Source organism: Pseudomonas sp. ATCC 13867, from assembly GCF_000349845.1.
Taxonomy (GTDB): domain Bacteria; phylum Pseudomonadota; class Gammaproteobacteria; order Pseudomonadales; family Pseudomonadaceae; genus Pseudomonas.
On sequence record NC_020829.1, the window covers coordinates 3,198,873 to 3,213,390 of the forward strand.

Annotated in this window: 12 protein-coding genes; 5 read left to right on the forward strand and 7 right to left on the reverse strand. The window is 66.3% G+C overall.

Annotated elements, in window-relative coordinates:
• Positions 1-62 precede the first annotated feature (62 nt).
• Both H681_RS14200 and H681_RS14205 read left to right on the forward strand, forming a co-directional pair.
• Positions 63-923, forward strand: a complete 861-nt coding sequence (locus H681_RS14200; RefSeq protein WP_015477562.1) for a LysR substrate-binding domain-containing protein — start codon at positions 63-65, stop codon at positions 921-923.
• Between the two features lie 167 nt (positions 924-1,090).
• The gene (locus tag H681_RS14205; protein ID WP_015477563.1) at positions 1,091-1,402 is read left to right on the forward strand and encodes a cupin domain-containing protein; all 312 of its coding nucleotides are present in this window, start codon (positions 1,091-1,093) and stop codon (positions 1,400-1,402) included.
• An 84-nt stretch (positions 1,403-1,486) separates the two neighbouring features.
• Here the strand turns inward: H681_RS14205 and H681_RS14210 are convergent, their stop codons facing one another.
• From H681_RS14210 to H681_RS14230, 5 genes are all read right to left on the reverse strand, one after another.
• Entirely contained in the window at positions 1,487-1,696 is a 210-nt protein-coding gene (locus tag H681_RS14210; RefSeq protein ID WP_015477564.1) for a cold-shock protein, read from the reverse strand.
• A gap of 537 nt (positions 1,697-2,233) precedes the next feature.
• Positions 2,234-3,646 (reverse strand): alpha,alpha-trehalose-phosphate synthase (UDP-forming), encoded by a 1,413-nt coding sequence (gene otsA / locus H681_RS14215; protein WP_015477565.1) that lies wholly within the window; start codon positions 3,644-3,646, stop codon positions 2,234-2,236.
• Positions 3,628-5,427, reverse strand: a complete 1,800-nt coding sequence (locus tag H681_RS14220) for a glycoside hydrolase family 15 protein (RefSeq protein ID WP_015477566.1) — start codon at positions 5,425-5,427, stop codon at positions 3,628-3,630. The genes otsA and H681_RS14220 overlap by 19 nt, the downstream gene beginning before the upstream one ends.
• On the reverse strand, positions 5,424-6,200 hold the full coding sequence (gene otsB, locus H681_RS14225; protein WP_015477567.1) for a trehalose-phosphatase: 777 nt from the start codon (positions 6,198-6,200) through the stop codon (positions 5,424-5,426). The genes H681_RS14220 and otsB overlap by 4 nt, the downstream gene beginning before the upstream one ends.
• 233 nt (positions 6,201-6,433) lie before the next feature.
• Positions 6,434-7,885 carry an amino acid permease gene (locus H681_RS14230; protein ID WP_015477568.1) on the reverse strand — a complete coding sequence of 484 codons (1,452 nt, stop codon included), beginning with the start codon at positions 7,883-7,885 and terminating at the stop codon, positions 6,434-6,436.
• 268 nt (positions 7,886-8,153) lie between these two features.
• Between H681_RS14230 and H681_RS14235 the strand changes: the two genes are divergently transcribed.
• From H681_RS14235 to H681_RS14245, 3 genes are all read left to right on the forward strand, one after another.
• Complete coding sequence (locus H681_RS14235) at positions 8,154-9,167, forward strand: ABC transporter substrate-binding protein (protein ID WP_015477569.1); 1,014 nt, start codon at positions 8,154-8,156, stop codon at positions 9,165-9,167.
• A 189-nt stretch (positions 9,168-9,356) separates the two neighbouring features.
• Positions 9,357-10,598, forward strand: a complete 1,242-nt coding sequence (locus H681_RS14240; RefSeq protein WP_015477570.1) for an EAL domain-containing response regulator — start codon at positions 9,357-9,359, stop codon at positions 10,596-10,598.
• Positions 10,599-10,967: 369 nt separating this feature from the next.
• A complete protein-coding gene (locus tag H681_RS14245; RefSeq protein WP_015477571.1) occupies positions 10,968-11,828 on the forward strand; it encodes a hypothetical protein in 861 nt (286 codons plus the stop codon).
• Positions 11,829-11,919: 91 nt separating this feature from the next.
• On the opposite strand, the gene H681_RS14250 is transcribed toward H681_RS14245, so the two are convergent.
• Positions 11,920-12,753: a hypothetical protein gene (locus H681_RS14250; RefSeq protein WP_015477572.1), complete on the reverse strand. Its 834-nt coding sequence runs from the start codon at positions 12,751-12,753 to the stop codon at positions 11,920-11,922.
• Positions 12,753-14,516, reverse strand: coding sequence for a hypothetical protein (locus H681_RS14255; RefSeq protein ID WP_015477573.1), 1,764 nt, complete (start codon positions 14,514-14,516; stop codon positions 12,753-12,755). Before H681_RS14255 ends, H681_RS14250 begins: the two co-directional genes overlap by 1 nt.
• Positions 14,517-14,518 lie beyond the last annotated feature (2 nt).

Here is a 14,518-nt window from a genome sequence, read left to right on the forward strand (position 1 = left end):
TGTGAAACCGCGACAACAAACGATAGATTTTGCGTAAACCTGATCAGCAGAACTTATCGATCATGCTCAAGCACTGGCCTCCCCTGAACACCCTGCGCGGCTTCGAAGCCGCCGCCCGGCTGGGCAGCTTCCACAAGGCGGCGGAGGAACTGCACCTCACCCAGTCCGCCATCAGCCAACAGATCCGCAGCCTGGAAAGCTTCATCGAGCAGCCGTTGTTCCACCGCAATGGCCGCAAGGTCGCCCTCACCGACGCCGGCTTCGACCTGCTCAGCACCACCCAGTCGCTGCTGCAACAACTGGCCGTGGGCATCCGCCGCCTGGACCAGTACCGCAAGCCCAACCAACTGGTGGTCAACACCACCCCGGCCTTCGCCCGTCACTGGCTGGTGCCGCGCCTGGGCGACTTCCACGCGCGCCACCCGCAGATCGACCTCTGGCTGCTGACCACCGACGAAACCCCGGACATGGCCAGCCAGACCATTGACATCGCCGTGCGCGACGACCTCACCGCCCAGGCCGAATGCCGCTTCCGTGTATTGCTGGAAGATCGCCTCTACCCGGCCTGCCACCCGCGCCTGCTGGATCAGCCGGCAGCGACGCGCACTACCCTGCACGGCGAACGGGAAATGGACTGGGCGCACTGGCACGTACAAGGCGGCGCCGACATCGGCCAGCACAGCGAAGGCCTGAACTTCTCCGACCCCGGCCTGCTGCTCGATGCAGCCAGCCAGGGTCTGGGCATCGCGCTGGTGAGCCGGTTGCTGGCTGGCGATGCCAGGGACAACGGCCTGCTGACGCCGCTGTGCGAACAGACCGTGCGCGGGCCGAATTGGTCGCTGCTGGTGCATCAGCAGAGCGAGCGGGATGCACAGGCGATGAGGTTCTGCGAATGGCTGGAGGGGGCTTTAGGGTTGGCCTGAGGCCCTCCGACGCTGTCGGAAGCTGACAGGCGGAATCAGACATAACCACCGGATAATCTGGCACGGCGCACAAACCCGCATTATCGTCCGCGCGAGGCCAACGCTGCTGTACCGGCTGGCAGACCATCCACCCCGCATGGGCAAACACCCGACGGAGCCAGGACATCTTGAAAATCATCCGCAGCAAGCACTTCACCGCGAATCTCCCCTGGGGCGCGCTCGATATCACCAAGATGAACGGAATCACCACCCGCCTGCACTGGACCGACCAGCCATACAAATGGCACATCAACGACGGTGAGGAAGTGTTCGCGGTGCTCGACGGACGGGTGGAAATGCACTATCGCGATACCGCCGGCGAGCATAAGGTCATGCTGGAAACCGGGGATATCTTCTATGCGTCGATCGGCACCGAGCACGTAGCTCACCCTCAAGGCGAGGCGCGCATTCTGGTGATCGAGACCGAGGATAGTGTCTGACAGCGGCGCGGCATCGGACGGCATTTTGACAGCGAGAATGAAAAAGCCCCGCGAATGCGGGGCTTTTTCTACAAGTGGCGTCGATTAGACGGCGCGAACTTGCTCGGCCTGCGGGCCCTTCTGACCGGCGGTCACGATGAAGCTGACCTTCTGGCCTTCGTCGAGGGACTTGTAGCCGTTACCTTCGATCTGACGGAAGTGAACGAATACGTCCGGGCCGCTTTCCGGGGTGATGAAGCCGAAGCCCTTCTCAGCGTTGAACCACTTGACGGTGCCGTTTTGACGATCGGACATGATGTTGTCTCCAGAATATTGATTGCTAAAGGCCAGTCGAATACCGACCGACCATGAGCTGAATGCGTAGTGAAGAGGTGCCGAGGAGATGGAACATCGTGTAGACAGAACATCAAGTCGCGGCGCTTTACCGGGCAGGCAGCGCGAGCAGAATACATGGGGTGTGGGGAATTGGTAGTTTTTTTTATCGTAGACGGGGGTATTTGACGGGCGGTCGAAGGTTAGAAGTGAACTCTGGACAGGCGCAAAGCCCCATTCTTGAAGCGTTTCAGCCTGTCGGGCGGGTGGATTTCCGATTGTTCCGTTGAGGCCTCGAAAGCCAGCTCCAACCCCGCGGAACGTAGCCGGTACGGCAAATTGCACGCAACGCTATCCGCCCTGCGAAGAGCAGGAGCATCGCGGACAAGCTCCTACGTCAAAGTGCAGCTTTCGTAGTAGCGGATTCATCCGCGATCGGCGTTCCGGCACACACCGGCACAAGCGCAGCGTGTGCTTCGCGAGCAGGCATTGGGCGCCCCCTCGCACCCGCAAACAGCCTCAATGGCTGAGGTAATGGTTCGACAACCAGTTCAGCGCCCTCCCCGGTCTTGTCAGCGCGTCGATGAAGCTCGGCCCCCAGAAGCGGATGTCGTTGGCCTGGAGCACCGCGTACATGTCGCGATGACGCGCCCGGCGCTCGCCCAGCGGCATGCGCAGGGCGGTGTTGATGGCGTCGGCCAGGGCGTCGCGGTCGTGAGGGTTGATGATCAGCGCACCACCCAGCTCGGCGGCGGCGCCGGCGAACTGCGAGAGGATGAGTACGCCGGGATCGTCCGGGTCCTGCGCGGCGACGAACTCCTTGGCCACCAGGTTCATGCCATCGCGCAGCGGCGTCACCAGGCCGATACGGGCGTGGCGCATGACCATCGCGATGTCCTCGCGGTGGTGATTGCGCCCGACGTAGCGCAGCGGTACCCAGGACACGGCGCCGAAGCGGCCGTTGATGTGCCCGACCCGGGCGCTGACCGCGGCGTCGATGTCGGCGTATTCGGGGATGTCCTGGCGGCTGCCGGGGGAGATCTGCAGGCACGTCACGCGGTTGTGCCATTCCGGGTAGCGCTCCAGGAAGCGTTCGTAGCCGTCCAGGCGGTTGACGATCCCCTTGGAGTAGTCGAGGCGGTCCACACCGACCATCAGCGCGCGGCCGCCGAGGCTTTCGCGCAGGTCGTCGGCGGCCGGGGTCCGCGAGGCGTTCTCGGCGAGCGCACGGAAGCCGTCGGCATCCACGCCCACGGGGAACACGCCGACGCGAAAGTGCTGGTCTTCCAGGTGGTAGCGACGGCCATCCGGGGTGGCGGCGCCGACCACGCGGGTGAGGTAGCGGGCGAAATTGCTGGCGTCGTTTTCGGTCTGGAAGCCGATCAGGTTGTATTCGGTGAGGGCGCGGATCAGTTCGGCGTGGTGCGGCATCGCGGTGAGCAGGTCCGCCGGCGGCATGGGGATGTGCAGGAAGAAGCCGATGCGGTTGGCGTGCCCGCGGGCGCGCAGGGCCAGGGCGAGCGGGATGAGGTGGTAGTCGTGCACCCAGAGCACGTCGTCCGGCTCCAGCAGCGGGCTCAGGCGCTCGGCGAAAAATTCGTTGACGCGCCGGTAGCCGCCGAAGTCGGCCTCGCTGAACTCGGCGAGGTCGACCCGGTAGTGCAGGATCGGCCAGAGCACGCGGTTGGCGAAGCCGTTGTAGTACTCGTCGAAGTCCTGCGGATGCAGGTCGGTGAGGATGTAGGTGAGGTTGCCGCGTTCCAGGGTGGCGAGCGGGCCCGGTTCCTCGGCCACCTGCCCGCTCCAGCCGAACCAGATGCCTTCGCGCTGGCGCATGGCGGCCTCCACCGCGACGGCGAGGCCGCCGGGCGCGGCCGGGTTGAATTCGTCAGGCACCATGACCCGGTTGGAGATCACCACGAGGCGCGGCATAGACCCTCCTCCCAGCCAATGGACAGACGCATGGCCGAGTTGATCAACCCGGCCATCGAGTAGGTCTGCGGGATGTTGCCCCAGAGTTCTCCGGTGTGCGGGTGCAGGTCCTCGGAGAGCAGGCCGTAGCGGTTGCGCGCGGTGATCAGCTCTTCGAACAGCGCGCGGGCTTCGTCGCGGCGGCCGATGGCGGCAAGCGCGTCGAGGTACCAGAACTTGACCACCAGGAAGGCGGTTTCCGGCACGCCGAAATCGTCCGGCGCGGCGTAGCGCAGCAGGTGGCCGTTGACGTTGAGTTCGCGGCCGATGCATTCGACGGTGGCGACGAAGCGCGGGTCGTCGGCTTCGATGATGCCCAGTTCATGCATCAGCAGCACGCTGGCGTCGAGGTCGTCGAGGCCGAAGCTGCCGGTGAAGCATTGTTTGCGTTCGCTCCAGGCCTCGCGAAGGATGCGCTCGCGCAGGTTTGCCGCCCGGGCCATCCAGTCACGCGCCGCCTCGCTCCGGCCGAGCCGCCCGCACAGCCGTCCCACGCGGTCGCAGGCGACCCAGCAGAGCAGCGCGGAATGGGTGTGGATGCGCTGCCGGCCCCGGTATTCCCAGATTCCGGCGTCGGCTTCGAAGGCGGCGTGCGCGGCCTTGGCGGCGAGGGACTCGAGCAGTTGCAGCATGCCGTCGCTGCTGGGGCTGGGCAGGCGATCGTCGACGAAACTCTGCAGCACCGCGAGCACCACGGAGCCGAACACGTCGTGCTGGTTCTGCTCCACCGCCTGGTTGCCGACGCGCACCGGCGCGTGGTCGAGGAAGCCGGCGAGGTCCGGCTCGTTGCGTTCGGTGAGATCCATGTCGGGGATGATGCCGTACAGCGGCTTGAGTTCGGCATCGCCGCTGGCCACGGTGGTGATGAAGTCGATGTAGCCCTCCATCGTGCGGGTGGTGCCCAGGCGGTTGAGGGCGAGAATGACGAAGTAGGCATCGCGCAGCCAGCAGTAGCGGTAGTCCCAGTTGCGCTGGGAACCGGGCGCCTCGGGGATGGAGGTGGTGGCGGCGGCGATGATCGCGCCGGTTTCCTCGAAGTTGCACAGCTTGAGGGTGATGGCCGAGCGGATCACCACCTGCTGCCATTCGAAGGAGATCGCCAGGCCCCGCACCCAGTCGTGCCAGTGGCCCTGGGTGCGCTTGAGAAATTCCCGCACGACCTCGCCGGGTGCGTTGTCCAGCGGCTCGTCCATGCCGATCACCATGCTCACCGGATGGCGCAGGGCGAAGCGGGTTTCATTGAGCAGGTAGGACAGCGGCGCATCGGTGGTCAGGCGGATCGGCTCGTCACCGTCCAGGTAGCGGATGTGGCTGGAGCCCGCCACGCTGCGGCGCGGCTTGCCGTAGCCGTGGGTCGGGCGCACGCGCAGGGTGATCCTGGGCAGCCCTTCCAGCGGCTCGATCAGCCGGCACAGCTGGGCCGGGCGAAATACCCGGCCGTATTGCAGGAAGCGCGGGGCGAAGTCGGTGATGCGCACGGCCCCGCCGCTGTCGTCGCGCAGGATCGTAGTGATGATCGCGGTGTTGCGCTGGTACTCGGATACGTGGCTGACCTGGCCGTCGAGCAGCACGTCGGCGAAGCCCTTTTCCTCGTCGCCGGCCAGCAGCCGGGAGAACGCCGGGTCGCCATCGAAGTTGGGGTAGCACCACCACACCAGCCGTCCCAGTGGGTTGACCAGGGCGGCCACGCGGCAGTTGCCGATCAGGCCCAGTTCCAGTGCTCCGTCGTGCCGTTCAGTCATCGAGGGTTTCCTCCTGCCGCCAGGATGAGTGCGGTACGGACCGCCGCCGCGTCGGCGAAGACGGCACTCGCCCCCGGCAGCGTGCGCCCGACCGAGAGTCCCAGCCCTTGCAGGCCGGGCATCAGGGCCAGGGCGGGTTGGTCGGTGAGGTCGTCGCCGACGAACAGCGGGCGGCGCCCGTCGAACGCCGGTGTGGTCATCAGGCGCTGGATCGCGCCGGCCTTGTCCACGCCCTCGGCGATGATTTCGTAGACCTGCTTGCCACCCAGCAAGCGCAGGCCCGCGCCTTCCGGCGCGCTGAGCAGCGCCTGCAAGGCCACGCGCAGCGCAGGCGCGCTGTCGGGCGCGGTGCGGTAATGCAGGGCGAAGCTGCTGCCCTTGTCTTCGGCCAGTACGCCGGCATGGGCGCAGGCGAGCGCATTGAGCTGCACGCGCACGCAGGCGGGCAAGTCCTTGGTGGTGCGGCGCAGCGGACTGTCGCCGGTTTCGCGCCAGTGGGCGCCGTGACCGCCGCTGGCGGGCAGGCGCAGGGGATGGAGCAGCCGGTCGAGCTCTTCGACCGGGCGGCCGCTGATCAGGGCCAGGGCACCGTCGAGGCGTCGATGCAGCTCGCTGAGCGCATCGACCAGCCCGGGCGGGACGTATACCGCGTCGGGGGCTTCGGCGATGTCCAGAAGGGTTCCGTCGACATCCAGGAACACTGCGGTCTGCGTGTGCTGGCCGAGCCAGAGTTGCAGCAGCGCAGTGGCTGAGACCTCGCTATGCGGGGTCATGGCCGTGTCGACAGGTCCTCGTTGCGGGGGACGTGACATAAGCCATTTCTCCGTTTGCAGCTCGTGCCGTTGCGCCTGCGAAGCCGCAACGGACGGTTGAAGGAGTCAATGGACCGTAACATGCGAGGCCACGGGGGTCGACCGGAAATGGCCCGGACGGTGCATGGCAGAAGGCCGCCCCGAAGGCGGCCGGAAGGCCCCGGCCCGCCCGGGCCGGGGGATGGAACGAAACCTCAGAGCACCAGGTGGCCCGTCCACAGACCGAGCAGGCCGGCCAGGGCCATGCCGATCACGACGAGGCAGACGATCCATTCCACGGCGCTGAGTTTCTCCCGCTGCTCGCGTTTGCCGAGGATGAACAGCGGCAGGCCGACGGCCCAGACCACGGAGGCCAGCAGCACATACTTCAGGCCAGCGCCATAGAGCATGAACAGCACGAAGCACACGGCGAAGGCCGACAGGGCCATTTCCCAGTAACGGCCGTGCACCTTGTCACCCTCGTAGCCACGCCCGGTGCAGGCGCATTTGAAGGAATACATCGACGACAGCAGATATGGGATCAGCGCCAGCGAGGTGGAGAACGACAACAGCGCGAGATAACCGGCATGGCTGAAACCGGCGACCAGCATCATCGCCTGGGCGATCCCCGTGGTGAGCCACATGGCGTTGCGCGGCGCACCGGCGGTGTTGAGCCGGCCGAGCCACTGGGTGGCGCTCTTGCCGCGACCGGACAGCATGACTTCCTCGGCACTCAGGGCGACCCAGGCGATCAGCGCGCCGACCACCGAGACGATCAGGCAGATGTTGATCAGCATGCCGCCCCAGGGACCGACCATCGCGGCCATCAACCCGGCCATCGACGGTTGGTGCAGTTGGGTGATCTGCGCGGCGGGCAGGATACCCAGCGCCAGCACCGAGGTGCCCACCAGCAGCAGCGAGACGATGATCGCACCGAGGGTGGATGCCTTGGCCACATCGGAGAGCTTGCGCGCGCGGGTGGCGTAGATGGTCCCGGACTCCAGGCCGATCAGCGTCCACATGGCGGCCAGCAGCACGGTCTTGCTCTGCGCGAAGATCGAAGCGCCGTGGCTCTGGCCACGGAAGTCGGTCATGAACACGCGGCTGTCGAAGTGGTAGAGCGCCAGGCCGATGAACAGCACGATGGGCACCACCTTGGCGACGGTGGCGACGTTGTTCACCGTGGTGCTGGTTTTCACCCCACGCAGCACCAGCGCGTTGATGACCCACAGCAGCGCGGAGGCGGCGAAGATCGCCGGCCAGGTGGTGCCATCGCCGAAGTAGGAGAACACCCCGAAGGCGCCCAGGGCACTGAAGATCACCACCAGGTAGGAGGCGTTGCCGATGGCGTCGCCGGCGCCGTGGCCGTACGCGCCAATGAACCCGGCAATATGCCCGAAACCGGCCTTGGACCAGCCGTAGATGCCGTCGTCGATGTTCGGCTGGCGCAGGGTGAGGTTGCGATAGACCGAGACCAGCGACAGCATCCCGAAGGCGACGATGGCCCAGCCGCAGAGGATACCGAGGGCGCCGGCGCCGCCCGTGAGCGTGGCGGGCAAGGCGAAGATGCCCGAGCCGATGGCGCTGCCGACGATCAGTGAGGTGAGGCCGAACAGGCCGACCTTGCCGTCGCCCGTGCCGCCCTCCACGTGGGATAGATGCTTCATGATTCGACTCCTTCCGAAGCTGGCCCTGTCGGGTCGGTGATTCCGTTCTAGTCCTCGGGCAAGGAGACAGGACTGATCTGAAGCAGATGGAGGCCTGCGCAAGCCTAGAACTATTTCGAGGCTGCGCCAGAGGTATTGACGCCACCCCCGAATGCCGTGGCGCACGGCGATCGGCTCCCCATAGCCAACCGCTCGCCGGCCGTGCCGGAGAGGACCTTCTACTATACAAAGCTGACCACCGACTTCCGGGCACGACAAGGATCCGCACATGCACACGATCACACGCTGGCTGGGCACCGCGCTGCTCGCTCTGGGCCTGCTGGGGCAAGGCGTCCAGGCCGCCGAGGAACGCAAACCGATCCACTTTGGCGAGCTGACCTGGGAAAGCGGCAGCCTGATCACCGAGATGCTGCGCCTGCTGGTGGAACAGGGCTACGGCTACCCCACCGATACCCTGCCGGGCAGTACCGTGAGCCTGGAGGCCGCGCTGGCACGCAACGACATCCAGGTCATCGGCGAGGAATGGACCGGCCGCAGCCCGGCCTGGATCAAGGCCGAAGCCGCAGGCCGGGTGTTCGGCCTGGGCAACCTGGTGAAGCACGCCGACGAGGGCTGGTGGGTGCCGGACTACGTGGTCCACGGCGACCCGGCGCGCGGCATCGCCCCGCAGGCCCCGGAACTGCGCTCGGTGAGCGACCTGCCGCGCTACCGCGAGGTGTTTCGCGACCCCGAGTCGCCGGACAAGGGTCGCTTCCTCAACAGCCCCACCGGCTGGACGTCGGAGATCGTCAACTCGCAGAAGCTCAAGGCCTACGGGCTGGAAGGCAGCTACGTGAACTTCCGCAGCGGCTCGGGCGCCGCAATGGACGCCGAGATCGCCTCGTCTATCCGCCGGGGCAAGCCGGTGCTGTTCTACTACTGGTCCCCGACCCCGCTGATGGGCCGCTACAAGCTGCTGCGCCTGGAGGAGCCGCCGTTCGACGCCGAGGCCTGGAAGACCCTCTCCGACCCCGACAATCCCCATCCGCGGGGCAGCCGTTCGCTGCCGGCCAAGCTGTCGGTAGGGGTTTCCGCGCCCTTCCACCGGCAATACCCGGAACTGGTGGCGCTGTTCGAGAAGGTCGACATCCCCATCGACCTGCTCAACGCGGCCCTGGCCAGGATGAGCGAGACGCGCCAGGAACCGCGCGAGGCCGCGCGCGATTTCCTCAAGGCCAACCCGCAGGTGTGGCAGGGCTGGTTGCCAGCCGAGCCACGCGCCAGGGTCAAGGCCGCCCTGTGAACCGTGGCCGCCCCGACCTGGCCGGCATGGCGCCTGGCCGGGTGCCGCAGGTGGGGCAAAGGCTGAGCGATGGGCCGTCGGGAGCCTCCAAATAGGATTTCTCTGATAGCAAAAGCGGAATTGGACGATTCACCAAGCGAGCGCCAATTCTCAGAATGCCGAGGCCCCAAACGCCCATCCGAGTCTTCCATGCCTCCCCTTTCCGCGCTGATCCTGCAGGCGTCCGGTCCTCACCGTTCGGCGGCGGTGACCGCCCTCCACCACCTCGGCTACAGCGTCCTCGCGGAGGTGTCCGGCCACGCCCTGGTTCTGGACCGGCTGCGCAGCGTCGGCGGCGTGCATCTGCTGATCTGCGATGTGCGCATCGATCCGGTGCCGCGCCTGGAGTTCCTCCAGACCGTGGCGCGCGAGCAGCTCGCCCACGGCGTGGTGGTCAGCGGCGAGATGGCGCCGGGCACCTGGTCGACGCTGGCGCACCTGCTGCGGCTGCAGGGCATGAAGGTGTTCTGGCTGGGCAACGAGCCGGCCACCCTGGAGCGCCTGCGCGCCCTGCTGATGGATTTCGAACCTCACGCGTTGGAGCGGAGCGTATCGCCTCGCCACCTGGGCGCCCTCGATGGCGCCGACATCGGTCGGGTGCTGGAGCGCGGCGAGTTGCGCGTGGCCCTGCAACCCAAGGTCATGGTGGCCACCGCGCAGATCTATGGTTTCGAAGTGCTCGCCCGCTGGCACCGCGAGGACGGGCAGGTACTGCTGCCGGACGAATTTCTGCCAGCCCTGCGCCGTGATGGAATGCTCGATGCGCTGCTGTTCCAGCAGATGGCACAGGCCCATGACGCCCTGCGGGCCCACGGCCGGACCGACCTGGAACTGTCCTTCAACCTGGAACCCGAGCAGATCGCCCGGACCGATTTCGCCGTCAGCGTCGAGTGCGAACTGCGGCGCATGGAGATCAATCCACGGAACGTCACCTTCGAGCTGACCGAGTCGTCGCCGTTGCACGCACTGCCGTCCAGCCTGGAGAACGTGCTGCGCCTGCGCCTGCTGGGCTGCGGCCTGGCCATCGACGATTTCGGCTGCAAGCACTCCAACCTGCAACGCCTGGTGGAGCTGCCGTTCACCGAGCTGAAGCTCGACCGCAGCTTCCTCGCCAACCTCAATACGGGCGATCCGCGCCGCCTGATCGTGCTGACCAACGCCCTGGCGCTGGGCCGCGAACTGGGCCTGCGGGTCGTGGCCGAAGGCGTGGAGAACCCCAGCCAGCATCGCCAGTTGCAGAGCCTGGGATGCGAGGCGGCCCAGGGTTACCTGTTCGGCAAGCCCGCCGCGGCCGATGGGTTGTCCGGGCTGCTGCGCGGCACGCCGACGCACCAGCCGAAAGCGGGCCCGATCCGGCCTCTGCCTGGTTCGCTGGTGCACTTGGCCGATTGAGCCCCGCCAGAATAGAAAGACGGCTGTTGCTGACCTCCTGTCCGCAACAGCCGTCTGGGTGTCCTCAGCAAAGGACCTACAAATTGTAGGTTATTGCCATCAGTTTGCCCTCCCTCTCCTCCCGCACAGGCGTTGCGCACGAACCTCCGCCAACTGCTTGCAATGTGTCGAGGAAATGCCTGGATGTCCCCTACCCGACCTCCATCGTGCCGGGAGGGAGCCCCACGCTCGCCTGATCCGGCGTTGGAAGGGTTTTCCCACCTGTGGAGGCTCCGCTATCCCCCGGCCCTCGACAGCCGCTACCATGCACGGCCGTACCGGCTGGCCGGGAATGCCCGCCTCCTTCCAACAATAACGACTCGCCCCCTCATGACCGACTCTCCTCGCCGCTCGCCCTTGCGCATCGCCCTCTCCGCCGCCGCCCTCACCGTCGCCGCGGCCGTCGGCTTCTTCATCTGGCAGGACTTCTACCCGGTCCAGGCCGCCGCTGGCTGGAACGTCCAGGTACTGCAACGCGAGGTGAAGAAAGCCGCCTCCATCGTCCCGCTGGCCGACGGCGGCCTGTTGGTCAGCCAGGAACTGAAGGACGACCAGGGCAACATCCTGCGCATCACCCCGAGCGGTGAACGCAAGGTGGTGATCGACGGCCTGTCCAAGCCGGACGGGCTGATCGCCGCCCGTGGCGGCTGGGTGTTCAGCCAGGAAACGGACGACAGGCCGGTGCAGATGCTCAAGGACGGCAAGCTCAGCACACTGTTCCAGGGCAACTCGATACAGGGGCTGTGGGATGATGGCGACGCCCTCTATGCCATCGAGGACCGCCACGACAGCGGCCGGCTGCTGCGCTACCGCTGGAGCGACGGCGCCCTGAGCGTGGTGCGCGAGCGCCTCGACGAAGCCGAGTCGATCACCCGCTGCACCGATGGCCGCCTGCTCTACACCCAGAAGAACCGTGGCGCGATCCGCGAGCTCCGTGACGACGGCCACGACCCGGAAATCCTCGGCGGCCTGAACAAGCCCACCTTCGTCATGTGCGACGCACGGGGCATCTGGATCAGCGAAGACTCCACCCACCGCGCACGCCTGCTGCTGTGGGATGGCAAGGGCGAGCCGCAGACCGTGCTGTCGTTCCTCAAGGCGCCGCAGACCATCGTTCCCGACGGCAAGGGCGGTTACCTGCTGGCCGAAGGTGGCCGTAATCGCGTGCTGACGTTGCAACCCAGCCGCTGACCGCGAATAACGCAACGCCGGGGCAAAACCCGGCGTCGTGGATGGATCCGGCCCCGGCGCCGAACGGCGCAGCGGGGCTGGAACGGGCCGATCACTCCAGGGCGGAGGTCAGCTCGGGGTTGCCGAAGCCGCGCAGCTCGGCGTTGGACTTCGCGAAGTAGGCGCTCCAGAAGCCTTGCAGGTTCTGGATCATCTTGCCGCTGCGGTAGCCATTCTTCGCCGTGGTCGGGACGAAGGCCGCGCCGTGCACGTAGACCCGCGCGCCGGCGAAGTCGGCCATCAGGTTCTGCTTCTGCACCTTGGCCAGTTCCACCGTCGGGTCGATGGTGCGGATGCCGTTGGCCACGTAGAAGCTGCCGAAGTCGCTGTACTCCAGCATGTCGGAGAGGAGGAAGACGACATTGTCGTCCACCCCGTCCGCCTTCTGCATGTCCTGGCCGATTTCCTTGAGCGAGAAGAGGATCTCGCTGCGGGGAATGTCGCTGCTGGAGGTGCCCATCGCCTTGGCGAAGGCCTGGCCGAAGCGCTTGAACATGATCTGCGACTGCCCCTTGAGGCAGTTGTCCAGCTTGCGCGTGGACATCATCGGCACGTCCTCGATCACCGAGGCCTGCAGCGGACGCTCCAGCTCGCCGGCGAAGCGCAGCTGGGTGTAGTGCCCGTCCAGGTAGGCGCTGAAGCTGTACAGGCGCAGCTTGTCGCCCGGCTGCATGAAGCGCTTGATATGGCCCCAGGCCGTGCGTTGCAGGTCCGGGGTCAGCGGCGTGGTCTGGTCCACCACCACGGTGAGCATCCGCCCGGATGCGGGCGTGCGGAATTCCTCGACCTTGGCGGCGGCGTAGCAACTGGGCACGTCATTGCGCTCCGCCGCCATCACGGCGGCGGGCACGAGGGCCAGCGCCAGGAGCAGGCCTCGCAGTTTCATCACACCTTCTCCAGCTGTTGCAGCTTGCGCGCGCGGCGCAACTGCGCGACGTCCACCGCGTATTTGGCGGCAACCTGAGGCAGGTCTTCTTCTTCCAGGTCGGTCAGATCGCCCCAGGCATTCTTGTCGAAGGCCGGCGCCTCTACTGGTGCGGCGGGTGCGGCGGCAACCGGCGCGACAACCTCGGCAGCCACGACCGGAGCGACAGCCACGGGCTCGGCCACAACCACCTGGACGGCGGCGGCCACCGGCTCGAGACGCGGAGCGAGCACGGCCTGGAACATCGGACGCAGCGATTCGAACTTCTGCTTGAGCGGCAGCAGGTCCTGGTTGCTGGTGTTGATGCTCGCCACGGCGGGGCCGATGTCGTTGAAAGCCTTCGCCGCGGCGTTGAGGTCGCCTTCGTCGATCAGCGCCTGGACGCGGTCGATGCCCTTCTGGATGAAGTTGCGCATCATCTCGTCGGTCTGCTTGCCGGTCGCCTCGTTGGCGGCGTACACGAGGTAGTTCTCGAAGGTGCGCTGCTGGAGGTTCTTGCCGGTGTCGGTCTTGGTCGTACCGCTGACGCGGAACACGCGGGATTGCAGGCCCTGCAGGGTGCCGAGCGAGCTTTGTGCGTCCACCGCGATGGAGCGCGCCTTGCTCAGGTGGTGACGCTCGAACTCATCGGCGTTGGCGAAATCGTGGGTCATTTCCCAGGCCTTGCGCGAATGGGTGCCGGCGAAGCCGAAGATGTAGGCCAGGAAGGTCGAGGCGGTCTGGATGAACACGAATAGCACGCTGAGTACGGCGAAGGTCACCAGCGAGGCGCGGTGCAGCGCGTCGATCTGGTCCTGGGCGCTCTTGCCGGCGGACTGCTGGCTCAGACTGGCCATGTCGTCGGTCAGCGGGAAGTCGTCGTCGCCCCCGGTGGGGAAGTCGTCGGCGGACTGGCTCACCGCCGGCGGGTTGGCGATCAGCTCGGCCTCCTGGGCGTTCAGGGTTTCGGTACGCACCCAGAAGGCAGCGCAGGCCAGCACCACGATGAACACGGTGTAGGCCGACACCACGCGGTAGCGCTTGGCCGGCATCGCGCCGTCCTTGGGTGCGCGCACGCGGTTGAGCATCTGCTGGAACTCGGGACGGGCGTCGTCATCGGTGGTGTTGTCGATGGTGATCAGGTTCTTGCGCACCATGTCGCCCATGTCGCCGGTGCCACGCAGGTCCTCGAAGGACATGATGTGGCCGACCACCGAGTTCTTGTACAGCTCGCGACCGGCGAACTCCGAGAGCAGCAGGCAGATGATGGAGATCACCAGGCCGATGGCGAAGGCGCCGATCATGGCGGTCTTGGGCGTGGCCAGGGTCAGGGCGAACGGCGCCAGGGCGTAACCGAACGCGGTGGCCTCGATCAGCATCAGCACGATGATCAGCGCCCAGATGCCCAGGCTCTTCTCGCGGCGCCCATCCTCGTTGGCCTTGGCCAGGTAGTTCTCGCACTTCTTGAAGAAGGCCTTGTCCACCTTGTGGTCGTCGTAGTACTTGGCATAGAAGGAGCACAGCTCGCGCTCGGAGCTGAGGAAACCGGAGTCCTCCGGAGTGCCCGGATGACGGACCCAGCTGCGGATGCGCCCCACCATCGGCAGACGCATGCGCACGTTCATCAGCCAGTAGCGCACCTCGTTCCAGTACACGATTACCGGAATGGCCAGGAAGCACAGGGTCACCACCGGTACCACGACGTACCAGTAGGCGAGGAAGAACGCTCGAATCGTATCGAACATGG

What these genes read in the sequence shown, in the direction of transcription:
- H681_RS14200 (WP_015477562.1), top strand. Translation starts at nt 63, where the DNA reads ATGCTCAAGCACTGGCCTCCCCTGAACACCCTGCGCGGCTTCGAAGCC.
- H681_RS14210 (WP_015477564.1), bottom strand. Translation starts at nt 1,696, where the DNA reads ATGTCCGATCGTCAAAACGGCACCGTCAAGTGGTTCAACGCTGAGAAG.
- otsA (WP_015477565.1), bottom strand. Translation starts at nt 3,646, where the DNA reads ATGCCGCGCCTCGTGGTGATCTCCAACCGGGTCATGGTGCCTGACGAA.
- H681_RS14220 (WP_015477566.1), bottom strand. Translation starts at nt 5,427, where the DNA reads ATGACTGAACGGCACGACGGAGCACTGGAACTGGGCCTGATCGGCAAC.
- otsB (WP_015477567.1), bottom strand. Translation starts at nt 6,200, where the DNA reads ATGACCCCGCATAGCGAGGTCTCAGCCACTGCGCTGCTGCAACTCTGG.
- H681_RS14230 (WP_015477568.1), bottom strand. Translation starts at nt 7,885, where the DNA reads ATGAAGCATCTATCCCACGTGGAGGGCGGCACGGGCGACGGCAAGGTC.
- H681_RS14235 (WP_015477569.1), top strand. Translation starts at nt 8,154, where the DNA reads ATGCACACGATCACACGCTGGCTGGGCACCGCGCTGCTCGCTCTGGGC.
- H681_RS14240 (WP_015477570.1), top strand. Translation starts at nt 9,357, where the DNA reads ATGCCTCCCCTTTCCGCGCTGATCCTGCAGGCGTCCGGTCCTCACCGT.
- H681_RS14245 (WP_015477571.1), top strand. Translation starts at nt 10,968, where the DNA reads ATGACCGACTCTCCTCGCCGCTCGCCCTTGCGCATCGCCCTCTCCGCC.
- H681_RS14250 (WP_015477572.1), bottom strand. Translation starts at nt 12,753, where the DNA reads ATGAAACTGCGAGGCCTGCTCCTGGCGCTGGCCCTCGTGCCCGCCGCC.
- H681_RS14255 (WP_015477573.1), bottom strand. Translation starts at nt 14,516, where the DNA reads ATGTTCGATACGATTCGAGCGTTCTTCCTCGCCTACTGGTACGTCGTG.